This window comes from Micromonospora sp. NPDC047670, assembly GCF_043204915.1.
GTDB lineage: Bacteria > Actinomycetota > Actinomycetes > Mycobacteriales > Micromonosporaceae > Micromonospora.
The window spans coordinates 420,110-442,005 of sequence record NZ_JBIDDA010000006.1; the positions used below are offsets into that span (position 1 = coordinate 420,110).

Annotated in this window: 30 protein-coding genes and 1 riboswitch; of the genes, 10 read left to right on the forward strand and 20 right to left on the reverse strand. The window is 73.2% G+C overall.

Going from position 1 to position 21,896, the window contains the following annotated elements; genetic code table 11:
• Positions 1-61: 61 nt before the first annotated feature.
• Positions 62-160: riboswitch (glycine riboswitch) on the reverse strand.
• Positions 161-250: 90 nt separating this feature from the next.
• The 5 genes from ACGF7U_RS18090 to ACGF7U_RS18110 all read left to right on the forward strand — a co-directional run bounded on the left by ACGF7U_RS18090 (position 251) and on the right by ACGF7U_RS18110 (position 3,458).
• On the forward strand, positions 251-613 hold the full coding sequence (locus ACGF7U_RS18090) for a YybH family protein (RefSeq protein WP_393107895.1): 363 nt from the start codon (positions 251-253) through the stop codon (positions 611-613).
• Positions 614-725: 112 nt separating this feature from the next.
• Positions 726-983 carry a hypothetical protein gene (locus ACGF7U_RS18095; RefSeq protein WP_393107897.1) on the forward strand — a complete coding sequence of 86 codons (258 nt, stop codon included), beginning with the start codon at positions 726-728 and terminating at the stop codon, positions 981-983.
• Between the two features lie 206 nt (positions 984-1,189).
• Positions 1,190-1,612 carry a hypothetical protein gene (locus tag ACGF7U_RS18100; protein WP_393107899.1) on the forward strand — a complete coding sequence of 141 codons (423 nt, stop codon included), beginning with the start codon at positions 1,190-1,192 and terminating at the stop codon, positions 1,610-1,612.
• A 56-nt stretch (positions 1,613-1,668) separates the two neighbouring features.
• The gene (locus ACGF7U_RS18105) at positions 1,669-2,793 is read left to right on the forward strand and encodes a sensor histidine kinase (RefSeq protein WP_393107901.1); all 1,125 of its coding nucleotides are present in this window, start codon (positions 1,669-1,671) and stop codon (positions 2,791-2,793) included.
• Positions 2,790-3,458, forward strand: a complete 669-nt coding sequence (locus ACGF7U_RS18110; protein ID WP_393107903.1) for a response regulator — start codon at positions 2,790-2,792, stop codon at positions 3,456-3,458. Before ACGF7U_RS18105 ends, ACGF7U_RS18110 begins: the two co-directional genes overlap by 4 nt.
• Before the next feature lie 72 nt (positions 3,459-3,530).
• Here ACGF7U_RS18110 and ACGF7U_RS18115 read toward each other — a convergent pair whose 3' ends face one another.
• On the reverse strand, positions 3,531-4,403 hold the full coding sequence (locus tag ACGF7U_RS18115) for an NAD-dependent protein deacetylase (protein WP_393107905.1): 873 nt from the start codon (positions 4,401-4,403) through the stop codon (positions 3,531-3,533).
• A 97-nt stretch (positions 4,404-4,500) separates the two neighbouring features.
• Between ACGF7U_RS18115 and ACGF7U_RS18120 the strand changes: the two genes are divergently transcribed.
• Entirely contained in the window at positions 4,501-5,160 is a 660-nt protein-coding gene (locus ACGF7U_RS18120) for an NAD(P)H-binding protein (RefSeq protein ID WP_393107907.1), read from the forward strand.
• Between the two features lie 47 nt (positions 5,161-5,207).
• On the opposite strand, the gene ACGF7U_RS18125 is transcribed toward ACGF7U_RS18120, so the two are convergent.
• The 15 genes from ACGF7U_RS18125 to ACGF7U_RS18195 form a co-directional block, all read right to left on the reverse strand.
• Positions 5,208-5,924, reverse strand: a complete 717-nt coding sequence (locus ACGF7U_RS18125) for a DivIVA domain-containing protein (RefSeq protein WP_393107909.1) — start codon at positions 5,922-5,924, stop codon at positions 5,208-5,210.
• A 109-nt stretch (positions 5,925-6,033) separates the two neighbouring features.
• Positions 6,034-7,212 carry a globin domain-containing protein gene (locus tag ACGF7U_RS18130; protein ID WP_393107911.1) on the reverse strand — a complete coding sequence of 393 codons (1,179 nt, stop codon included), beginning with the start codon at positions 7,210-7,212 and terminating at the stop codon, positions 6,034-6,036.
• A 2-nt stretch (positions 7,213-7,214) separates the two neighbouring features.
• A complete protein-coding gene (locus tag ACGF7U_RS18135) occupies positions 7,215-7,613 on the reverse strand; it encodes a group 1 truncated hemoglobin (protein ID WP_393107913.1) in 399 nt (132 codons plus the stop codon).
• A 675-nt stretch (positions 7,614-8,288) separates the two neighbouring features.
• Positions 8,289-8,879 carry a MerR family transcriptional regulator gene (locus ACGF7U_RS18140; RefSeq protein WP_393107915.1) on the reverse strand — a complete coding sequence of 197 codons (591 nt, stop codon included), beginning with the start codon at positions 8,877-8,879 and terminating at the stop codon, positions 8,289-8,291.
• A 190-nt stretch (positions 8,880-9,069) separates the two neighbouring features.
• Positions 9,070-9,534 (reverse strand): bifunctional nuclease family protein, encoded by a 465-nt coding sequence (locus ACGF7U_RS18145; RefSeq protein WP_120730687.1) that lies wholly within the window; start codon positions 9,532-9,534, stop codon positions 9,070-9,072.
• A gap of 177 nt (positions 9,535-9,711) precedes the next feature.
• Entirely contained in the window at positions 9,712-10,413 is a 702-nt protein-coding gene (locus ACGF7U_RS18150; RefSeq protein WP_393107917.1) for a MerR family transcriptional regulator, read from the reverse strand.
• Between the two features lie 50 nt (positions 10,414-10,463).
• Positions 10,464-10,916: an FHA domain-containing protein gene (locus ACGF7U_RS18155; protein ID WP_393107919.1), complete on the reverse strand. Its 453-nt coding sequence runs from the start codon at positions 10,914-10,916 to the stop codon at positions 10,464-10,466.
• A 215-nt stretch (positions 10,917-11,131) separates the two neighbouring features.
• A complete protein-coding gene (gcvH, locus tag ACGF7U_RS18160) occupies positions 11,132-11,512 on the reverse strand; it encodes a glycine cleavage system protein GcvH (protein WP_393107921.1) in 381 nt (126 codons plus the stop codon).
• 56 nt (positions 11,513-11,568) lie between these two features.
• On the reverse strand, positions 11,569-12,525 hold the full coding sequence (locus tag ACGF7U_RS18165; protein WP_393107923.1) for a DUF881 domain-containing protein: 957 nt from the start codon (positions 12,523-12,525) through the stop codon (positions 11,569-11,571).
• 10 nt (positions 12,526-12,535) lie between these two features.
• Complete coding sequence (locus tag ACGF7U_RS18170) at positions 12,536-12,868, reverse strand: small basic family protein (RefSeq protein ID WP_091106953.1); 333 nt, start codon at positions 12,866-12,868, stop codon at positions 12,536-12,538.
• Entirely contained in the window at positions 12,865-13,803 is a 939-nt protein-coding gene (locus ACGF7U_RS18175; protein ID WP_393107925.1) for a DUF881 domain-containing protein, read from the reverse strand. Before ACGF7U_RS18175 ends, ACGF7U_RS18170 begins: the two co-directional genes overlap by 4 nt.
• Positions 13,800-14,441 carry a CDP-alcohol phosphatidyltransferase family protein gene (locus tag ACGF7U_RS18180; RefSeq protein WP_393107927.1) on the reverse strand — a complete coding sequence of 214 codons (642 nt, stop codon included), beginning with the start codon at positions 14,439-14,441 and terminating at the stop codon, positions 13,800-13,802. The genes ACGF7U_RS18175 and ACGF7U_RS18180 overlap by 4 nt, the downstream gene beginning before the upstream one ends.
• Positions 14,442-14,755: 314 nt before the next feature.
• Positions 14,756-15,226, reverse strand: coding sequence for a MarR family transcriptional regulator (locus ACGF7U_RS18185; RefSeq protein WP_393107929.1), 471 nt, complete (start codon positions 15,224-15,226; stop codon positions 14,756-14,758).
• A 53-nt stretch (positions 15,227-15,279) separates the two neighbouring features.
• Entirely contained in the window at positions 15,280-16,458 is a 1,179-nt protein-coding gene (locus ACGF7U_RS18190) for a PP2C family protein-serine/threonine phosphatase (protein ID WP_393107931.1), read from the reverse strand.
• 140 nt (positions 16,459-16,598) lie between these two features.
• Positions 16,599-17,345 (reverse strand): SAM-dependent methyltransferase, encoded by a 747-nt coding sequence (locus ACGF7U_RS18195; RefSeq protein WP_393107933.1) that lies wholly within the window; start codon positions 17,343-17,345, stop codon positions 16,599-16,601.
• Positions 17,346-17,464: 119 nt separating this feature from the next.
• Between ACGF7U_RS18195 and ACGF7U_RS18200 the strand changes: the two genes are divergently transcribed.
• From ACGF7U_RS18200 to ACGF7U_RS18210, 3 genes are all read left to right on the forward strand, one after another.
• Positions 17,465-18,346: a universal stress protein gene (locus ACGF7U_RS18200; RefSeq protein ID WP_393107935.1), complete on the forward strand. Its 882-nt coding sequence runs from the start codon at positions 17,465-17,467 to the stop codon at positions 18,344-18,346.
• An 81-nt stretch (positions 18,347-18,427) separates the two neighbouring features.
• Entirely contained in the window at positions 18,428-18,640 is a 213-nt protein-coding gene (locus tag ACGF7U_RS18205; RefSeq protein ID WP_393107937.1) for a phosphatidylethanolamine-binding protein, read from the forward strand.
• A complete protein-coding gene (locus ACGF7U_RS18210) occupies positions 18,637-19,116 on the forward strand; it encodes a hypothetical protein (protein ID WP_393107939.1) in 480 nt (159 codons plus the stop codon). Before ACGF7U_RS18205 ends, ACGF7U_RS18210 begins: the two co-directional genes overlap by 4 nt.
• Here ACGF7U_RS18210 and ACGF7U_RS18215 read toward each other — a convergent pair.
• Complete coding sequence (locus tag ACGF7U_RS18215; RefSeq protein ID WP_393107941.1) at positions 19,113-19,313, reverse strand: hypothetical protein; 201 nt, start codon at positions 19,311-19,313, stop codon at positions 19,113-19,115. The two genes, ACGF7U_RS18210 and ACGF7U_RS18215, sit on opposite strands and share 4 nt — an antisense overlap.
• Positions 19,314-19,438: 125 nt before the next feature.
• On the opposite strand from ACGF7U_RS18215, the gene ACGF7U_RS18220 reads away from it, so the two are divergent.
• A complete protein-coding gene (locus ACGF7U_RS18220; RefSeq protein WP_393107943.1) occupies positions 19,439-20,089 on the forward strand; it encodes a hypothetical protein in 651 nt (216 codons plus the stop codon).
• Positions 20,090-20,135: 46 nt separating this feature from the next.
• Here ACGF7U_RS18220 and ACGF7U_RS18225 read toward each other — a convergent pair whose 3' ends face one another.
• The 3 genes from ACGF7U_RS18225 to ACGF7U_RS18235 form a co-directional block, all read right to left on the reverse strand.
• Complete coding sequence (locus ACGF7U_RS18225) at positions 20,136-20,321, reverse strand: hypothetical protein (protein WP_393108014.1); 186 nt, start codon at positions 20,319-20,321, stop codon at positions 20,136-20,138.
• A gap of 75 nt (positions 20,322-20,396) precedes the next feature.
• Positions 20,397-21,674 carry a hemolysin family protein gene (locus tag ACGF7U_RS18230; RefSeq protein WP_393107945.1) on the reverse strand — a complete coding sequence of 426 codons (1,278 nt, stop codon included), beginning with the start codon at positions 21,672-21,674 and terminating at the stop codon, positions 20,397-20,399.
• A gap of 1 nt (position 21,675) precedes the next feature.
• The gene (locus ACGF7U_RS18235; protein ID WP_089000292.1) at positions 21,676-21,873 is read right to left on the reverse strand and encodes a hypothetical protein; all 198 of its coding nucleotides are present in this window, start codon (positions 21,871-21,873) and stop codon (positions 21,676-21,678) included.
• Between the last annotated feature and the right edge of the window lie 23 nt (positions 21,874-21,896).

Consider the following 21,896-nt stretch of genomic DNA (forward strand, 5'->3'; position numbering starts at 1 on the left):
CCTGAGGCGAGGTCGACAGGTCGGCCTCCCCCTCTGTCGCGCCGCGCAGCGCTCCACAGTGCCTGCCCACGAGGTCCTTTTGCCTGAGAGGTTCCGGGGAGGATTTGCCCCTTCGGCGCCGCCCGGGATGCTGCTGGGCGGTCTCTCCCACGTGGGTGGTACCGGCATGGTCAACGCTACCAGCGCCCCGTTCCCCGGCGGATGTCGTACCCCCGCAGGACGATCACGCTGAGCTGTAAAGGTGTGACAGATGCCCGAGTCCGCGAAGCATCCCGAACCCGCGACCACCCCCGAGGACCTCGGCCGGCTCTTCGTCGCCCGCGCCAACGCCGGTGACGTCGACGGCCTGCTCGCCCTCTACGAGCCCGACGCGGTGCTGGCCACCCCCGCCGGCCCGGCCACCGGCACGCAGGCCATCCGCGCCGCGTTCACGGCACTGCTGGCCGACCGGCCCACCTTCACCCCCGGCGAGCCGCGCCCGACCCTGCGCGCCGGGGACCTGGCGTTGACCTCCACCCGGCTCGACGGCGGCGGCCTCACCGTCGAGGTGGCCCGCCGCCGCCGCGACGGCACCTGGCGGTGGGTCATCGACCAGCCCCGCGCCGCCGGTTGAGCTGGCGACGACGGCACGTCGGGAGCTCCACCGGCGCCCCCAGCGCGTCCTGCCGCCGGGCTTGAAGACGGACAGGGCTGTCGCGGCCCACAGCAGGGCGAGGAACAGCGCCATGGCGGCGACCAGCAGGATCCCGGTCCGGCCGGGCTCGGCGGCGGGCTCCTCGGTGCGCGCCGCCAGTTCGTCGATCCACGGGCCCTCGAACGTGGCGAGGACCGGAAGGCTGAGCGCGATGATCAGCTTGGCCAGGACCCACCGGTGCTTGATCAGCCCCCAGGGCGTGCCGAGCGACACCACCGCGCCGGTGATGATCGCCAGGAAGACGCTCGGGATCGCCAGGGCGACGTTGAACGTGTCCATCAGCACGTAGGCGCCATGCCGCACCTCGTGCCGGTCCGTGCTCACCCCCACGACGGACAGGGCGAGCATCCCGAGAGAGACGCCCAACCAACCCACGCCGATGCCGATGTGCAGCGTCAGCCACACCTTGCGAGACGTCCGCCCGAGCCGCGGGAAGCGCGGTTTCAGCCCGATCGTGATCATCGTCGACAGCAGCATGCCCAGCCACGGCAACTGGTGGGCGAGCAGGAACAGGAACTGCGCGGGGATGAAGAGCAGGTGGAAGACGATCAGCAGCCGCCGAGCGCGCACGGCGGTCGCGGCGCGGCGCAACGCGAACCAGCTGCCGAAGGAGAGCACCACGGCGACCGCGTATCCCACCGTCCCGGCGCTCTGGAACAGGGGGTGATCAGCATCCTGCCGCAGCGCGATCAGCGCCCCCGCGACGAGTGCGAAGATCCCGAAGGCGAACTGCAGACTTCCGGGGCCGGACCATCGGCGCAGCCGTTCCTGGATGACCATGCGACCAGCGTTGCCAACGGTGCCGTGCCGCGGCGTCGGCCGATCCGGGAAAGCCGGTCATTGGATCGGCGGTGTTTCGCCGCCGCGGCGTACAACTTTCCGCCGACGCGCACACCGGTGCCGGCGCCTAGCCTGTGAGCACGATGAGAACGCGCGACCCGCACCCGGCGACGCCCTGGTACCGCCGCCGCCCCGTGAGCGATACGGCAATGGCGCTGCTCGTTGCGGTGTTCACGGCGACCGGTGGGTTCGGCACCAACGACTTCTTCGGTCCGACGCTCTCCGGACTCGACGACCGCGTCCCGCCGCCGTGGCTCGGCGTCCCCCTCGCGGCGGCAGTGGGGCTGCTGACCAGGTGGCGGCGCAGGCTGCCGGTGACCCTGCTGGCGGGATCACTGCTGGCGAACGCTCTCGTGTCGGCCCACACGGCCGTCGTGGTCGCCCTCTACACGCTGGGTGAGCGCAGCACCGCGTGGCCCAGGGTCGCCGCCGCCACGCTGGCGTCCACCGTCGTGGTGGCCGTGCCGATCTGGCGGTTCGCCGGCGCCGACGGCGCTATCCCGATCAGCATGGCGGTGTGCGTCGCGCCGGTGCTCCTGGGCCTGTACGTCGGCACCCGCCACGAGTTGATGCAACGCATCCAGGAGCGGGCGCAGCGCGTCGAACGCGAGCAGCAGCAGCGCATCGCCCAGGCCCGAAGCGACGAACGGGCTCAGATCGCCCGAGACATGCACGACGTGGTCACCCACCGGGTCTCGTTGATGGTGCTGCAGGCCACGGCCCTGGAGGCCACCAGCGGCGAGGACGCGGTCACCATCGCACGACAGATCGGCGCGACCGGCCGCGAGGCGCTCGCCGAACTCCGCGCCCTGGTGGCGGTCCTGCGCCACGACGACGACCTCCCGCTCACCCCGCAGCCGGGGCTCGCCGACCTGGACGTCCTGATCGAGGAGTCCCGGCGCGTCGGCATCCCCGTGACCCTCGACGTGACGAACCCGGCCGGGCGGCGGCCCCCGCTGCTTGTGGAACACACAGCCTACCGGTTCGTCCAGGAGGCGCTGACCAACGTGCACAAACATGCGCCGGGGGCACCCACCCGCGTACGGATCCAGCAGACCGCGCGACTGCTGCGGCTGTCGGTCCGCAACGGCCGGGGGCGGCCGGTCACGAACGCGCCGCTGCCCGTCGGCGGCCACGGGTTGCTCGGGCTCGCCGAGCGGGTGCGGCTCGTCGGCGGCGCGTTCACCGCCGGCCCCACCCCCGACGGCGGCTTCGAGGTCACCGCCGAGGTGCCGACCTTCCGAAGCGAGCAGCGATGACCACGTCCACCGCTGCGATCAGAACGCTGATCGTCGACGACGAGTGGATGGTGCGTTCGATGCTGCGCACCATCCTGCAGGCCGCACCCGACATCACGGTGACGGGCGAGGCGTCCGACGGCGTCGAGGCCGTCGACGTCGCCCGCACGCTGCGACCCGACGTCGTGCTCATGGACATCCGGATGCCACGCGGCGACGGGCTGACCGCGACCGAGCGGATGGCCCGACTCGACCCGCCACCACACGTCGTCGTGCTCACCACGTTCGACCTCGACGAGTACGTGCACACCGCGCTCCGCAACGGCGCCGTCGGGTTCCTGCTGAAGGACGCGTCGGCCGGCGACATGCTCGCCGCGGTACGCGGTGCGGCGCGCGGCGACGCGATGATCTCCCCGCGCGTCACCCGCAGGCTGCTGCGGACGTTCGCCGGGCCGGCACCGCAGCGGCGCAGCGACGCCGAGCAGCGGCTCACCGTGCTCACCGGCAAGGAACGAGAGGTGTTGGTCGCCGTCGGCGGCGGCCTGTCGAACACCGAGATCGCCGCCACGCTCTACATGAGCGAGGCGACGGCGAAGACCCACGTCAGCCGGATCCTCGCCAAGCTGGGCCTCGCCAACCGGGTGCAGGCGGCGATCCTCGCCCACCGCGCCGGCCTGCTCGACTGACCGCGGCACCCGCGCAGCTCCCACGCGGACTCCCCGCACCGCGTCGCTCGCCGTCACCGGGGCGCGCGCGGGCTACGGCACCACGGTCAGCCCGGCCGGCGCCACGCCCAGGCCACCGTCCCCCACCGTCCGGTCGGCCAGTGCCGGCAACAACCGGCCCAACGGCTCGTCGATGGTCAACGCCGCGTACCCGTCGCCCCGCGTCGGCCCCTGGTTGACGATCACCACCGGTATGCCGAGCTTCGCCGCCCGCAGCACGAAGCGGCGTCCCGACATCACCGTCAACGACGACCCCAGCACCAGCAGCAGCCGCGCCCGCTGCACCATGTCGAAACAGCGGGCCACCCGCGGCGCCGGCACCGTCTCGCCGAAGAACACCACGTCGGGCTTGAGCACGCCCCCACGGCAGAACGCGCAGTCGACCGTACGGAACCGGGCCACCTCGTCGTCGGCGAGATCCACGTCACCGTCCGGGTTCACCGCCGCGACCCGCGCGTCGAACCCCGGGTTCGCCTCCCGCAGCCGCCGGTCCAGTTCCTCCCGCGACGTCTGGTTGCCGCAGTCCAGGCACACCACCTCGTCGAGGCGACCGTGCAACTCCACCACCCGCGGGCTGCCCGCCGCGGTGTGCAACCCGTCCACGTTCTGCGTGATCACCCCGTCGACCAGGCCACCGCGCTGCAGGCGGGCCACCGCCCGGTGCCCGTCGTTCGGCGCCGCGCGCGCGATCACCCGCCACCCCAGGTGGCTGCGTGCCCAGTAACGCCGCCGCGCGTCCGCGTCCCGGGTGAACACCTGATAGGTCATCGGGGTGTGCCGCCGCGCCGCCCCGCTGGGCCCCCGGTAGTCCGGGATACCCGACTCGGTGGACAGGCCCGCACCGCTCAACACCACGACACCACCGCCGGCCACCAGGCCCGCCAGCGTGTCGATCGTCTCCGTCACCCGTCCATGCTGCCTCAACGACCCGCGCCCCGGCGAGCACGCCGCCGGCCCCCGCGACCCCGCCCGCCGCACCGCGGCGGCGACTAGGTTGGCAGGTATGCGCGTCGTCATCGCCGGAGGCCACGGCAAGATCGCCCAACTCACCCACCGGGAACTCGCCGGGCGCGGCGACACCGCCGTCGGCCTCATCCGCAACCCCGAGCACGCGGCCACGCTCACCGCCGCCGGCGCCCATCCCGTCGTCGCCGACCTGGAACACGTCGGCGTCGACGAACTCGCCGGCCACCTCGACGGCGCCGACGCGGCGATCTTCGCTGCCGGGGCCGGCCCCGGCAGCGGCGCCGCCCGCAAGGACACCGTCGACCGGGCCGCCGCCGTGCTGCTCGCCGACGCCGCCGAACGCGCCGGCGTCCGCCGCTACCTGCTGGTCTCCTCCATGGGCGTCGAGGACGAGCCGCCCGCCGGCACCGACGAGGTGTTCGCGGCGTACCTGCGGGCCAAGAAGGCCGCCGAGGACGACCTCACCGGCCGCGACCTCGACTGGACGGTGCTGCGACCCGGCCGGCTCACCGACGACCCGCCGACCGGGCGGATCACCCTCGCCCGGCACGTGCCGCCCGGCGCGGTCACCCGCACCGACGTCGCCCGCGTCCTGGTGGCCCTGCTCTACGAGCCCCGCACCGCCGGGCTGGTCCTGGAACTGGTCGGCGGCGACACCACCATCGCCGAAGCGATCGCCTCCGTCACCACCGGCTGACCGCCCGGGCCGGCCCCGGTGGCACGGACCGACCCGGACGACCGACGTCAGCGCTGACCGTGCCGGGGCAACGCGCCCTGCGCGGCACCCGCCCCGACGGGCGGCGCACCACCCGGCCCGACCGGCGGCGCGCCACCGTCACGGGCCAACCGCTCCATCGTCCGGGCCAACTGCTCGGTGCCGTCGTCGAGATGCCGCGCCGCCGCCTGCATGTGCGAGATCATCATCTCGCCGTAGATCCGCAGCGCCTCCCGGGCCGCCACCCCGTCGTCGAAGTTCGGCCCGGCCGCCGCGCGGTAGTCCTGCACCGCCCGCTCCGCCTCCTGCCGGGCCTCCTCCGCCGCCGCCCGCATGTAGCTCTCGTACTGCACCCGGGCGTACTCGGCGACCCGCCGGGCGTAGTCGTGCGCCTGCGCGATGATCTGCTCGGCCTCCCGCTGCGCCGCCGACAGCAGGTTCACCTCCTTCGCCGCCGGCACGGCCGCCGCCGCCGGCGCGCTCGGAAGCACCCCATGCCGGTGCAGCTCCAGATGGTCGTTGAGCCGCTCGTTCTCCGCCCGCAGATTCGCGATCTGCGCCGCGAGCAGGTCCAACTCGTCAGCCACCTGCATCCGGAACCGGTCGACATCGGCGTTGTCGTACCCCCGGCGGGTGAACGAGGCCGTGCCGAACTCCCACCGCCGCACCCGGTCGGCGGTCATCCGCACCTGCACACCGCCCGAGACGTGCACACCGTCGTACCTGCTGATCGGGGTAGCGCTCACCGGGACCGCCTCTCGTTCGCGACTGCGGGGCTCGCAAGCTCACTCCTCGCGCTCACGAGGGTCGCTGTTTCGTTCGCGACTGCGGGGCTCGCAAGCTCACTCCTCGCGCTCACCGGGCACCTCCGGAATTGTCAGGAGCGGACGCCTGCTCCATGGCCGTCCGCCACGCCGGGCCGTACCAGTGCGTGCCGAGCCCCTCGTGGTGCAACTGACCGGCGTGGTAGCCGGCCCGGGCCAGCGCCGACAGTGAATGCGACACCATCTCGTCCGAACCGCACACGTACACGTGCCGCGAGCGCCAGTCGCCGTCGGCCAACGCCCGGTCCACCGGATGCGTGAACTCACCCGGACGGTGCAGGTCCGCACCCACCACGTACGTCACGGTCAACCACGGGAACGACGACACGAACTTGTCGATCGCGTCGCTGTCGTAGAACTCGCTGCGCGAGCGGGCACCCACGTACAGGTCCACCCTGCGCCGCGAACCCTCCGCCGCGACCTGCTCCACAAGGGCCTTCACCGGCGCCCAGCCCGTGCCCGAGGCCAGCAGCAGCAGGTCCGCCGACCCGGCCGACCACAGGGTCAACCGGTCACCCACCGGCGCCGCCAGGTGGATCTGGTCCCCCACCGTGCACCCGTACACCAGACGCGACGACACCGCGCCACCCGGCGCGGCCCGCACGTGCAGCTCCAACGTGCCGTCCGCCCGGGGCGCGTTCGCCGGGGAGTAGTACCGCCACGACCGCACCGCCGGATGCGACACCCCGATCGACTGGCCCGGAGCGAACGGCAGCAGGTACTGCGGCCGCAACGTCAGCACCGCCACGTCGAAGCCCCGCCGCTCGTGACCCACGATCTCCGCCACCCACCACGGCGGGTTCACCGCCTCCGCGGCCTGCGCGGCGTCGATCATCACCTTGGACACCAACCCGTACGCGGCGGCCCAGTCCTGGGCCAGGTCCTCGGTCCACTGCTCACCGAGGAAGTGCCGCAACGTCGCCAGCAGCGCCTCCCCGACCGCCGGATAGTGCTCCGCGCGCACCGCGAACTTGCGGTGGTCGGCGCCGAGGTCGGTCAGGAAACCGACCAGCCGGTCCACCTGGTCCACGTTGGACACGATGTGACCCAGCGCCGTGACCAGACGGTCCCGCTGCCCCGCCATGTTCGTCGGGAACATCTGCCGGGTGTCGGGATGCGCCAGGAACAGCGTCGAATAGAAATAGAGCGGCACCTGGTCGCCGTGCGCCGCGACCAGGGACCAGCTCTGCTTGAGCCGGGCGGCGTCCACGCTCAGGCGCCCGACCCGTCGCCGGCGGCCACCACCTGGTCCTGCACCTGCGCCAGCACACCCTGCACGTCCGTGATGATGTCGGCCGGAACACCCAGCTCGCTCAGCGTCGCCGTCAGGTGCGCGCCCACCATCGCGTAGTGCTCCACCGGGATGTTCAGCGGCTGGTGCGCCTCGGCGAGGCCCCGCCCGGCGTACTCGTTGGGCCCGCCCAACACCACCGTCAGCATCAACGCCAGGTGCCGGCGCTGACCCACCATGTCCACGTTGGAGAAGTAGCCGGCGAGTTCCGGATCCGCCAGCACCTTGTCGTAGAACAGCTCCACCGCGGCCTTCACCGAACTGGCGCCACCGATGCGCTCGTAGTGGGAGATGGGGGTGGCCTCTTCCGTAACCGTCACGGTCGTTCCTTCCGCTTGAGGGGTTCGCGCGGGGTGGGCGCAAAGGGGCAGACGGTCCGCCCGGCGCGCGACGCCAACCGTTTGGTGACACCGGCATCAGCCGAACCGCGTGTGGGACCATAGCGTGTCGTGCCGCCGCGGTCACTGCCGCCCTATCAGATGTCCGACACCGCCGAACACGCGGAGTCACATTCCGCAGGACGTCGGTTCTACAGTGGGACCACGGCTTGACACGCTCCGTCATCGTCGGCGCGCCCCGCGCCCCGCGCCCCGCGACGCTCCACACCGGACCCGAACGGCCGGCCGACCCCAACCACGGCGTCCCCACACGGCTGACCACCACAAACACCCGGCTCGGCCGATGGCGTGACGGCGCAGACGCGCCCCGGGCGCACCACGTCGCCGCATCGAGGGGCCTGCCACGGACACAAGTCGCCCGAAAGCCGCCTACATACCCTGCGTCATCACCAAACAGGAGAAAAGCCCGGGCGGGTCAGGTCACCGGATCCCACCTGGCAGTTCGCACGACCGGGCCACACGACCCCGGCGAGCCCCACCGGTCCCGACACCGCAACCGCCAGCCCGACCGTACCCGGCCGCGCCGCAGCGACCCCGCCGCACGACCGTCCAACCGAGCGGTCGCTCAGCCCAGCGTCGCCCAGCCGCAGCGGCCGCTCAGCCAGCCCGGCGTCGGGCCCGGCGCGCCGCCAACTCGTCGCCCACCCCCGCCGACGTCACCGGCGGCCCCGCCGGCGCCGACGTCGCGGGCTCTGCCGGCAGATGCGACAGCGACCCCTGGATCTCCTTGAACGCCCCACCGATCGCGATGCCGAACACCCCCTGGCCGCCCTGCAACAGGTCGACCACCTCCTCCGGCGACCGGCACTCGTACACCGTCGTGCCGTCGGAGATCAACGTGATGCCCGCCAGGTCTCCCACCCCACGCGACCGCAGCGCCTCGATCGCCTTCCGGATGTTCTGCAACGACACCCCGGCGTCCAACAGTCGCTTCACGACCTTCAGGACCACCAGGTCCCGGAACGAATACAACCGCTGCGTGCCCGAACCCGACGCGTCCCGCACGCTCGGCACCACCAACCCGGTGCGCGCCCAGTAATCCAACTGGCGGTAGCTGATCCCCACCGCGTGGCAGGCCGTCACACCTCGATAGCCCACGGCGTCGTCACCCTCGGTCGCCGATCCCGGCGGCGCCACACCCGGCTCGTCCAGCTCCGTACCCGGATCGGGATCTCGCGGCTCGTGCATCCGGACAACCTCCCCGCCAGTGCGGTGACACGTCGTTTCCGGGACGTGCACCCCTCGACACGGCAACCCTATAGCCGCCCTCAGGAATTGCCCCGGAGAAACCGTCGCGACACGCCGCGCCACGACAACGAAGATCACCCAATGCGCCAGGGCGTCACGTTGGGTGACGCCCTGGCGGGAAGGAACGGACTCAGCCGGCGAAGTCCTCCGGACGCACCTGATCCAGGAACTCGCGGAACTTCTCCACCTCGTCCTCCTGCTCGTCGGGAATCACGATCCCCGCCTCGCTGAGGACCTCTTCGGCACAACGAATCGGCGCACCGACCCGCAACGCCAAGGCGATGGAATCACTCGGCCGGGCCGACACCCGCACGCCGTCACCGATCAACAGATCGGCGTAGAAGACGTTCTCCTTCAGCTCGGTGATCTCCACCGCCCGCAACGGCGCCTTCAACGCCGCCAACACATCCCGCAGAAGATCGTGGGTCAGCGGCCGGGCCGGCTTGACCCCCTGCTGCTCGTAAGCGATCGCCGTCGCCTCGACCGCGCCGATCCAGATCGGCAGATAGCGGTCCCCCTCGACCTCCCTGAGCAGGACGATCGGCTGGTTGCTGGGCAGCTCCACCCGAACTCCGACCACGCTCAGCTCGCGCACCGCCGCCTCCGTGTCGTTGTCACCTACGCCGCACCGTGCCCTTCCCTGCACGGTACACGGACCGCGACACGGCCGTCCCATGCGCTACCTGCACCACGCCCGCGCCAGAAAGGGGTTACCCCGGCAAGCCTACGACACGCTTCCCGGGACAGATCTTTCCCCACGACCCCCGCCGGATCACCGACCCAACGTCGACCGCAGCCCCACCCGCACCAACGCCGCGTGCAACTGCTGCGACAACGCCACCAACTCCCGCGCCGTCTCCGCCGCACGCGCCCGCGCCGCCGGATCACTCTGCCGCGCCAACGGCGCCACCAACTGCGCGAACAAACCGACCTCCCGGTCCGCCGCCGTCCGATAGGCCCGCAGATGCCGCGGCTCCAACCCGTACGCCGCCAGACCCGCCACCGCCCGAGCGATGATCAACGCATCGTCGTCGTACCAACCCGGCGGATCCGACACCAGCACACCGAGCCGCTCCAACTCACCCAGCGTCGACTCGTCGATACCACTGCGCGCCACCAGATCCGCCCGGCCGAGCCGCACCTGCGGCGACTCGACCGGCGCATCCGACGCCCGACCCGGCACCTCGCCACCCGGACCCACCGCCACCAACGTCGGCCGCTGCCGACCCGGCGACTCCCCGGACGCGTCCCACTGCGCCAACTGATCACGGATCACCCGCAGAGGCAGATACTGGTCCCGCTGCGCGGTCAGCACAAAACGCAACCGCGCCACGTCATCCCAGCTGTACTTCCGGTAACCCGCCGCCGTCCGCTGCGGCTCCACCAGGCCCTCGGCCTCAAGGAACCGCAACTTCGAAATGGTCACGTCCGGAAAATCCACCCGCAACTGGCCCAGCACCTCACCGATGCTCATCAACGGTTGGGCACGGGCCGCCCCGGGCGGCGTGGAGGCCGCAGGCTCGTTCACCCCCGGCCGGCCTCCGCCTCCGGGCGCGGACCGGCGATGAACACCACCCGGAACTTGCCGATCTGCACCTCGTCACCGTTGCTCAACGTGGCCGCCTCGACCCGCTCCCGGTTCACGTACGTGCCGTTCAGGCTCCCCACGTCCCGCACCGTGAACGTGCCACCGTCACGGTGGAACTCGGCGTGCCGCCGCGACACCGTCACGTCGTCCAGGAAAATGTCACTGTCGGGGTGCCGGCCGCTCGTCGTCACATCGTGGTCCAACAGGAACCGGGCACCCGCATTCGGACCACGGCGAACCACCAGCAGCGCCATACCCGGCGGCAACGAACCGGACATCCGGCTCGGCACCACATCGGTGTCCGGCCCTTCCAGCACTTCGTCGAGCGAACCGAGATTGAGCGTCGAAGTGACGTCGAGCGGGGGGAACTCGTCGCCTGGGCGCGTCATGGGACCACCTCACGGATCTGTTCGGTCGGCGTCGGGTAATGGCGGGTCTGGCCGCCGGGCACTCCAACACCCGGCGGCTGGCTCCCCGTGCCCGGGAAGGCAATTCCGCAACGCTCAACTATTGGGTTCTCGGTCGACTGGGCGAGCCTAGCCAGCGCCGAAATGCAGGGCAACCGGACGCGCGGACACAGCCACCGCGCCCGAAGGGGACGCACTCAGCTCTCGGTGAGCTCACGATACGCGTCCGCGGACAGCAGCCCGTCGACCGCCGCCGGATCGTCCGGGGTGATCTCCACCAACCAACCCGCACCGTACGGATCAGTGTTGATCACCTCAGGGGTGTCGCCGAGCGCCTCGTTGCGCGCCGCCACCGTACCGCTGAGCGGGGCGTAGATCTCCGACACACTCTTCGTCGACTCGATCTCACCCAACGACTCACCGGCCGCCACCACCGCACCCTCATCGGGCAGCTGGACATACACGATGTCACCCAGGGCGTCCTGCGCGAAGTGGGTGATGCCGACCCGCACCGGGCCGCCACCGTCACCCGCCACCCACTCGTGCTCGGCGGTATACCGCAGATCCTCAGGAATCACCAGACGCGTCCTTCACCATCGACGCACCGGACAACCACCGGTGCGAGCCGCGCCGGTCAGGAGACCGGACGGGCGTGTTCCAGCTTGATCGGCGCGTGCAGCGCCGAAACCTCGGCAGCCTCACGATCCTCAACGATCAACTTACCGCCGTCACCCGTCACCGACGCCACCACCCCGCCAGGAATGTTCAACGCCGTACGCATCGTCGCCGGATCGCCGATCACCGTGATGGTGAACGGACCCGTCAACCGACGCCCGTCCACCACCAACGACCCGCCCTCCCCGTCCAGGAAGTACGTCGACGCGATGATCCGCACCGTCGCCCGGTCACCCCCGGAGATCTGCATCGCCTCCGCGCCCGCGCCCCGCAGCTCCTGCACCGCGTCCAACACCCGCGACGCCGAGATCGGCTTCTCACCGGCCTCGAACCGCACCGCCAACCCCGGACCCTTCGCCGGCAACGTCCCCGCCAGGATGCCCAACTCGTCGGCACGCCGCGTCGCCTCGTCCAACGCCGCCTGCCGCCCCTGCTCACCCGAACGCAACTGCCGCTGGCTCTCCTCCAGCGCCGCGATGTCCTGCCGCAGCCGGACCTCCCGCGAGTTCAGGTCGTACAGGATCCGGACCAGGTCCTCCTGCCGCGTCGCCGCCACCGTCGGATCCGTCGACGTCGACTTCAACTGCACCACCAGCGTGAAGCCCAGCAACGCCAGCAGCGCCGAGATCATCACCCCGGCCGAACTCACCCGCCGCGGCGGCGACCCCGCGGCCTCCGCCGCCGACCCGCGCGCGCCGGCAGCCCGGCTCAGGTCCACCGTCGCGCCCTCGTCCGGCTCCGCCACGTCCGGATCCGCCGCCGGCGCCGACCGCTGCGGCGCCAACGGGCTCAACTCGTCCGGATCCGGCGCGTCCGGCCGCGGATCCGGCTCCCCCGCCGGGCCCGACGGCCGCTCCGGCCCCGCCGGCTGCGGCCAACCCGTGCCCGTCTCCGTGTGCTCGTCGCTGCTGCTCATCGCCACAAACCTACGCCCGGAACAGGTGCCGACGGATCGCCGCCACATTCCCGAAGATCCGCACACCGAGCACGACCACCACGCCCGTCGACAGCTGCCCACCCACACCCAGCTGATCGCCCAGATAGACGATCAGCCCCGCCACCAGCACGTTGGAGATGAACGACACCACGAACTGCTTGTCGTCGAAGATCCGGTCCAGCTTCGCCCGCACCCCGCCGAACACCGCGTCCAACGCCGCCACCACCGCGATCGGCAGGTACGGCTGCAACCCCGCGGGAACCGTGGGATCGAGCCACACCCCGAGCACCACACCGGCGAGCAACGCCAGCACCGCGATCATCGACCACCTCCGGAGGGGCTGGGAGACGTCCTCGAACCGGACGGCTGAGGACCGGCGGAACGGTCCGCCCCCGACGGCGACGGACTCGCGCTCACCGGAGGCTCCGCGTAGCGTAGCCGCGGCTCCGGAGCGGCCGGCAGGGTGAGGTCCTCCGCCTCCCGAACCCCGAACGACAACCCCGTGTCCTCGGCCACCTTCCGCATCGTCAACGCGCTGCGGCTGTCCTCGAACCGGTCCCGCATCGACCCCGGACCGATCGCCGACACCTCGTACGGCCCCGTCACGGGCCGGAAGTCCACCAGGATCGCCTGCCCCGCCGACCGGATCGTCGACGTCGCCGTCAACCGCTGCCCGTTGATCGCGATCGCCTCCGCGCCGGCGGCCCACAGGTCGTTGGCGATCCCCTGCAGGTCGCTGTAGATCACCCTGGACGGACCCACGTCCCTGCCGGTCACCGCGTCCGGATTCTGCGGCGCGTCCGCCAGCCGCACCACCACACCGTCACCGCGCACCCGACCCAGGCCCGTGCCCGCCTCCAGGTTGCGCAACCGCGCCGCCTCCGAGCCGCCCAGCGCCGCGGCCCGCTGCCGCGCCACCTCCGCCCGCAACTGGTCCGCCCGCGCCGACAACTGGTCGGTCTCGCTCTCCCGCTGCTTGATCTGCTCCACCAGCCCGGACCGGGCCTGACTGCGCCCGGGCTCGGCCTCCAGCGTCTGCCGGTACGCCACCGCGAACAGGAACCCCAGCAACACCGCCACGACCAGGCTCACCGACCGCGCCGACCAGTGCCGCCAGCCCGACGGCGGCGCCTGCCGCTCCCGGCGCCGGGCCGCCGCGTCGGCGTACCCCGGATCCAACGGGTTGCGGAACAGTTCGGTGAGGAAGTCCGGGGCGTACACCCGGTCGGAGCGCCCCTCGCCCGGCGGAGGCGTCATGCCGACGCTCCCCCGGCCCGCACGGCCCTGACCAGCCGGCTCGCCTGCACCACGTACATCGCGCCAGCCACCCAGTAGAGCACCAGGCCCCACCACGCCAGCCCCCAGCCGATCGCCCCCGCCACCGCGGCGGCGTCCGGGACCGCCGCCGCCAGCAGCAGCACCGGGAACGCGGCCAACAGCAGGAACGTCGCGGTCTTGCCCACGTAGTGCACCGGCGGCGGGCCGTACCCGAACCGGCGCAGCACCGCCAGCGACCCGAGCAGGAGCAACTCGCGGGCCAGCAGCGCCGCGGTGAACTCCCAGGGCACCACGCCCCGGGCGGTGAAGCCCACCAGGGTGGCGAGGATGTAGAGCCGGTCGGCGGCCGGGTCCAGCAGCTCGCCCAGCCGGCTGACCTGGCGCATCCGGCGCGCGACCCACCCGTCCACCCAGTCCGTCGTGCCGCCGACGGCCAGCACCACGATCGCGGCCACGTCGGCGTGCGCGACGAGCAGGAGGTAGAGGAAGAGCGGGACGCCGAGCAGCCGGACGAAGCTGATCAGGTTCGGCAGGGTCAGGACGCGGTCCCCCACGGCCGGTGCGCTCGTGCCGGCGCCGGCCTCCGGGTGCTCCGAGCGAGCCGGCCGACGCGACACCGAACCTCCTCCGCCGCACGTCCGCGCCGCCCGACCGAGGACGGGCGGCGCGGAGGCACGTGCACGCTGTCGGGCCGGCTGACGCCGGCACCCCCTGCGGTCCCTGCCGGGACCGGCACCTGACTCGGCCCGCGACCGTGACGATCTCGGGCCGGCTGACTGCGCTGCCACTATATCGGGCCCTTCGTCGCCCTCCGGGCCTCAGGCGCTGCGTGCCGCCGGCGCTCCGGTCGTTCGGGTCGGGACCGTCACTACCCCTAAGGCGTCCTAGGATACTAGAGGGAAACGTTGAACCAGGGCGGGCGCGGACGACGTCAGGCGGTACGGACCGAGGCGTCCGGCTGCGGCTCCGCCACGGCCGCCGCGGCGGCCTGCTCGAATGCCTGCAGGGCCAGCAACAGCTCGTGCTGCGCCCGACCCGGCATCCGGTCCAGCACCGCCTGCACGGCCCGCTGGCGGCGTTCCTTCAACTCGCGCAGCAGCGTCTCGGCCGCGGCGGTCGGCACCAGCCGCACCTCCCGCCGGTCGCGGGGGTCGGCCGTCCGACGCAGCAGGCCGATGGCCTCCAACCGGTCGCAGAGCCGGCTCGCCGAGGACGGTACGACGTCGAGCAACTCGGCCAGGCCGTTGACGTTGGTCTCCGGCCGGCTGCTGATCAGCGACAGCACGCGCAGCTGGGTCGGCGAGACGGCCATCTGGTGCCGCGACGCGGCGGAGTCGAGCACACCGACGAGCGCCTCGGCGGCGGCGTCGATCGCCGCGGCGAGATCCGGAGGTCGTTCCACCAGGTGTCCCCTGCGATCGTCCCGCTCGTGCCCAGCCGTCCCGGCGACGGCTCTCACCCGTCGCCCCGGCCGCCGGAACCGCGCCAGTCCAGGCAGACCACGACCGCGTCGTCGCCGAGATCGGTGTCCGCGTGCCAGGCGTGCAGTTCGCGCATCACCGTACCAACCGCCTCGGCCGGCGGTTGCAGCCGCGTGGAGCGCATCGCCCGCGCCATCGCCCGCTCGCCGTACGCCCCCCGGTCACCGGGATCGGCCGCCCACACCCCGTCGCTGACCACGAACAGCCGGTCCCCCGGCTCCAGGTCGAATTCCTGGACGTCGTAGCGGGCCTCGGCGAACATGCCCAGCGGCAGCTGCTGCTCCAGCCGGATCGGCGTGACGGTGCCGCCGCGTAGCCGCAGCAGGTGCGGCGAGCCCGCGTCCACCGCCCGCACCCGACCGGTCACAGTGTCCAGTTCCAGCAGGAGCGTGGCCACGTGGCGGCGGCCGCGGTGCTGGTAGAAGACGGTGTCGGAGGCCAGCTCGGCCTGCTCGACGAGACCGCCGCCGGAGCGCCGGGCGTTGCGCAGCGCGTTCACGGTGACGGCCGTGAGCAGCGCCGCGGCCAGCCCGATGCCGGAGCCGTTCAGCACCGTCGTCGTGAGCCGGTCACCGTCCACGGACCAGTCGAAGTGGTCCCCGCCCACCGTGTACGCCGGCTCGAGCTGGCCGGCCAGTTCGAACGCGCCATGGCTGACGCTGCGGCCCGGCAGCAGCTCCCACTGCATCTCGGCGGCCATGCTCAGCCGCTCCCGCCGGCGCACCCGGCGGTAGCGGTCGGTCTCCCGGTCCGCCGCCCGCAGCACCACGGCCAGGTCGCCGGCGATGTCGGCCGCGCGGTCCACCGTGTCCGGGCCGGGCGCCACCGGCAGCTCGACCAGGAGCACGCCCAGCCGCTCCCCCCACACCGACAGCGGCAGGTAGAGCCGGCACCGGCCCGCCTCGTCCGCGTCGGTCACCGGCTGTTGGCTGCTGAAACAGCGCTGCGCCATGCTGCGGCAGGCGAGGAATCCCCCGTCGGGCAGCTCCGGATCCAGCACCGGCCACAGCCCGCTGATCCGGTAGTCGGCGATGAACACGTCCGTGCGGGACGCGCCCAGGCTGGCCCGGAGTGCCTGGTCCGCCGCCTCCACCACCCGGTCGGGTGGCGCCGTGCGCAGCGCACGCGAGACCTGGCCCGGTGCCTCCAACATTGATCACCCTCCGGAACCCTTGCCGTAGGGCAAGCATCATACGGAGGTGGCCCCGGCGACCGGTCGGCCGGGCGGCCGACGACGCGCGACCGGCCGCCCGGTGGCGGGCGGCGACCGGGCGCGGCGGCGGGCGAGGCCGGTCAGCCGGCCGAGCGGACGGCGACCGCGCCGTGAAAGGCATCCGGAACCTGCGCCGGCGGGCCGTCGGGGCGCCACCGGGTGATCGGCACAATGCCGTCCGCGGTGGGCGTCCAGCGGCCGAGCAGCGGCGCGAACGCGGCCGGCGGGCGCATCCGGAACGACGGGCCCATCATCGCGAGGGCCTCCGGGTAGGCGGCCAACTCCTCGGTGTCGAAGTCGACCGCGAGCAGGCTGCCCGGCGCCGTGGCCTCGTAGAGCTCGTCGAGGGTGCGGGCCAGCGTCTCGTCGTCGAGGAACGCGGCCAGGCCGAGGAAGACCACCCCGACCGGCCTCCTCCCCCACCCCGGCAGGAACCGGTGCAACTGGGCGCGGTCCACCGTGCCGATGTCGGTGGCGTCGCCGAAGCCGTAGCCGGCCCGGTCGCTGCCGGCGAGCAGGCGCTGCCCGAGGCGGATGGTGACCGGGTCGACGTCGGTGTAGAGCACCGTGGCCTCCGGGGCCACCTCGTGCACGTTGCCCATGGTGGGCACCCCGGCACCGAAGACCAGGAAGCTGTCCGCGCCCTGCGCGACCATCGCCCGCACCGCACGGCCCAGGAAGGCGCGCAGCTCGCGGAAGACCGGCGCGCACGGCCCGTACGCCTGCTCGAAGGCGCGGGCCGCCGCCACGTCCACCGGGAAGTGGTGCTCCCCGCCGAGCCAGAAATCGATCATTCGCGCGGTGCTCGGCTGGTCCGGCTCCACCATCGACGACGCTCCCTCCCCGGCGGTCGTCGACAGCGTACCGACCGGTCGTCCTGGGCGGTATCGCCCCGCCGACAGCCGCCGGACCGCGATACTGGCCGGGAACCGGCGGGAGGTGGGCGGTGAACTCGGCGAACGGCGCGGCGGTGGTCGTCGGCGTGGACGGCTCGGAGTCGGCCCTGCGCGCCGTACGGCTGGCGGCCGTCGAGGCGGAGCGCCGGCACCGCCCGCTGCGGATCGTGCACGGGTTCATCTGGCCCCTGCTGCACGTGCCGGTGGACGCGCCCGCCGCCGGCCCGCCCGGCGCCGGGCTGCGCCAACAGGCGGAACAGCTCGTCGCCGCCGCGACCGACGAGGCCGAGGCGACCGTGCCCGGGCTGCGCATCTCCGGCGAGATCATCGACGGGGAGGCCGCCGCGGTGCTGCTCGGCGAGTCGCCGACCGCCGCCATGATCGTGCTCGGCGACCGGGGGCTCGGCGGCTTCTCCGCCCTCGTGGTCGGCTCCGTCGCCGTGCAGGTCGCCTCGTACGCCGACTGCCCCGTGCTGGTCGCCCGCGGCACGGACCGCCCCGACGGGCCCGTGGTGGTCGGGGTCGACGGCTCCGAGACGTCCCGGCTCGCCGCGGAGTTCGCCATCGAGGAGGCGTCGGTGCGCGGCGCCGAGCTGGTCGCGGTGCACGCCTACCGGCACCCGGCCTCCAGCGGCCCCGGCGACATGCAACCCCTCGTGTTCGACGAGAGCGAGCTGCGCTCCGAGGAGGAGCGGGTGGTCGCCGAGTCGCTGGCCGGGCTGACCGAGCGCTCGCCGCAGGTGCCGGTCCGCCGGGAGACCGTCCGGGGCCGCGCCACGACGGTGCTCGCCGAGGCGTCCCGGTCGGCCCAACTGCTGGTGGTGGGCCGGCAGGGACGCGGCGAGCTCACCGGGCTGCTGCTGGGCTCGGTGAGCCAGTCCGTGCTGCACCACGCCGACTGTCCGGTCGCCGTCATCCGCGCGCCCCGCTGAGCCGGCCGCGGGGTTGGCCCCGGCGCAGACGGGTAGACGACCGCGGTACGCCAACGGCGAGGACGACCGGAGGAGGCAGTGATGCCAGGACCACGGCCGGGCAGCAACGCGTACGACAAGCAGCGGGCGCGCATTCGCGACGCGATCGACGATTCCGGACGGCGGGTGCCGGACCGCAAGGCGAACGAGGTCGCCAACCGGATCCTGCAGTCCGACCGTGGGCAGCGGGGCGTGGTACGCGGTGACCGGGTGTACGGCCCCAAGGGCAAGCGAGAACCGGGCGACCCGAAGTGAGGGCGCGGCTCCTGGCCGACGGGGCGATCGCCGGCGCGGTCGGCAGCGCCGCCCTGAACGTGGTCAGCTACCTCGACATGGTGCTCCGGGCGCGGCCCGCGAGCAGTACCCCGGAGGACACCGCCGGGCGGCTGGCCGGGGTGGCGCACGTGGACCTGGGGCCCGAGGACCGGGCGGCGAACCGCCGCTCGGGCCTCGGGCCCCTGCTCGGCTACGGGTTGGGCGTCGCCGCGGGCGTCGGGTACGCCCTGCTCGCCCGGGGCCGCCGGATGCCCCTGCCGCTGGCCACCGGCGTGCTCGGCGGCGGCGTGATGACGATGTCCGACGGGTCGATGACGCTGCTCGGCGTCACTGACCCCCGCACCTGGCGCCGCTCGGACTGGGTGGCCGACATCGTGCCGCACCTCGCGTACGGCGTGGCGGCCGCAGCCACGTGGAACCGGCTGCGGCCGCCCGTGTCGGGCCGGGGCGGCTAGCCCCCGGCACTTTCGTCGTCGGCGACCGGCTCCATCGCCGGCCCGTACGGCGAGACCTGCCCCCGCGGCACCGGCCGGCCCTCGTCGCCACGCGACGAGCCGCGGTTGAGCGGGTGGCCGGTCGGGCGCGGGCCCTTGCTGTCCTGGCTGGTGGCGCCCTTGTTGTTGCGGCGGAACTCCTCCTGCTGCGGGTTCACCACTGGTCTCTCTCCTTCCGGGATTCGACCGGGTCCGGTACCGGTTACCCGGTGCCGTCTGCGGCATGCCGGCCGGGGCGGACGGCCGCGGGGATGACCCGGCCCGCAGCGGGTACACCCCGAGGATGGGCGACGACCGGAGGGTGGCGCGGATCCTGCTGGAGCGGCGGGGCAGCACGTACGCCGAGGACGCGGGCATCCGGCTCGCCGACCGACCCGGCCCGCTCTACCAGCTGCTGGTGCTCGCCACGCTGCTGAGCACCCGGATCCGGGCCGGGGTCGCGGTGGCCACCGCCCGCGAACTGTTCGCCGCCGGCTACCGGACCCCGCAGGCGATGGAGGCGGCGAGCTGGCAGGACCGCGTCGACGCGCTGGGCCGGGGCCACTACCGCCGCTACGACGAGCGGACCTCGACGATGCTCGGCAACGGTGCCCGGCTGTGCCTGGACCGCTGGCGCGGCGACCTGCGCCGGCTGCGCCGCGAGGCGGGTGGGGAGCCGGCGGCGCTGCGCCGCCTGCTGACCGAGTTTCCCGGCATCGGCCCGACCGGGGCCGACATCTTCCTGCGCGAGGTCCAGGTGGTCTGGGCGGACCTGCGCCCGTACGCCGACCGGCGGGCGCTGTCCGGCGCGGAGCGGCTCGGCCTGCCCGGCTCGCCGGACCGGCTGGCGGGGCTGGTGCGGCCGGGCGACTTCGGCAGGCTGGCCTCGGCGCTGGTGCGGGTGGCGCTCGGCGAGGAGTCCCCCGGCGAGGTCGCCCGCGCCGCCGCCCGATGAGGCGCCCCGACCCGCCGGGTCGACAGGCGTGCCGCGTGCGGCGGGTTCACTTGACGGTCTTGTCGCCCGGCTTGGTCAGGTGCCACACCAGCAGCGCCGCGAGCAGCGCGAGCACCACGAGTCCGCCGGAGACACCGCTGCCGTCCTCCTCGCTGCGGCCGGTGGTACCGAAGTAGATCACCGCGAGCCCGGCCAGCACGGTGACGAACGTGCGCATCCCTCGGTCCTTCACGTACCGGACGGTACGGCCGTCGCCCGCCCGGGTGTGGCCGGTTCGTCCGGGTTCACCCGACCGTGGTGGGCCCGGTCAGGGCGCGGCGGAGAAGCCCCGCAGGCGGACCCGGCGGATCGTGCGGCCGGAGACCTCCACCACCTCGACGGTCAGCCCCGGCAGGTGCACCGTCTCCCCCGGGCCGGTCGGCAGGTGGCCCAGCCCGGCCAGCACCAGCCCGGCCACCGTCGTGTACTCCCGCGACGGCCGGAACTGCAGCCGCACCCCCACGTCGGCGAGGTCGTGCAGCGGGAAGTCGCCGGACAGCAGCAGCGAGCCGTCCGGTTCCCGGGTCACCCCCGTCACGTCCCGGTCGGTCTCGTCGTACAGCTCCCCCACCACCTCCGCCAGCAGGTCCTCCATGGTGATCATGCCGTCGACCCCGCCGTGCTCGTCGACGACCACGGCGAGCTGCTGGTGGCACACCCGCAGCCGGCGCAGCGCGTCGGACACCGGCAGGGTGCCCGGCAGCAGCAGCGGCGGCCGGGCCCGGTCGCCGACCGTCACGGTCCCCGCCTCGACGAGGTCGCGGATGTGCACCACCCCGCGCACCTCGTCGAGCCCGCCGGGCCCGACGACCGGGGCGCGGGACCGCCCGGCGGCGGCGAGGCGGCGCAGCCCGTCGGCGGCGGGCAGGGTCGCGGGGAGCACGGTCACGTCCAGCCGGGGCACCAGGATCTCCCGCAACGTCCGGCCGGCGATGTCGAACGCGCCGGTGAGGATCTCCCGCTGCTGCGCGGACAGGCCCCGCTGGCTGACCAGCATCTCCCGCAGCTCGTCCTCGGTCATCTCCGTCCGGCTGGCCCGCGGATTCCCGCCGGCGAGCCGCACCACCACGTCGGTGGCCTTGCTGAGCAGCCAGACGGCCGGCCGGGACAGCCGGGCCAGCAGGTCCAGCGGGCCGGCGCTCAGCAGCCCCCAGCGTTCCGCGCGCTGCATCGCCAGCCGCTTGGGCGCCAACTCCCCGACGACCAGGGTGACGAAGGTGAGCAGCACGGTGACCAGGACGACCGCGGCGCCGCGCGCGGCCCCGCCGAGGAAGCCCAGCGGCCCGACCAACGGCTCGGCCAGGGAGACCGCGGCGGCGGCGGAGGCGAGGAACCCGGCCAGGGTGATGCCGAGCTGGATCGTCGCCAGGTAGCGGTTGGGGTCGCGGAGAAGCCGGGCCAGCCGCTCCCCGGAACGGCTGCGCCGTCCCAGCTGCCGCACCTGCCCCTCGCGCAGCGTCACCAGCGCCATCTCGCTGCCCGACAGGGCCGCGTTGACGAGCACCAGCACGGCCACCAGCGCGAGCTGCCCGAGCAACGGCCCCATGTCAGTCGACCTCCAGGTCGTCGAGGGAGATCTTGTGCGTCATCAGCCACCGGGCCAGCGCCGACATCCCGAACAGCCACAGCGGTGCGGACTCGGTGGTGCCATTGGTGGCGAAGATCGCGAAACGCAGGTCCGGTGCCCGGTACGCCTCGATCCGCCACTTGTGCTGCCTGTCCCGCCAGACCGCGGAAGGGTCCATGGGCGTCACGCTAGGCGACCAAC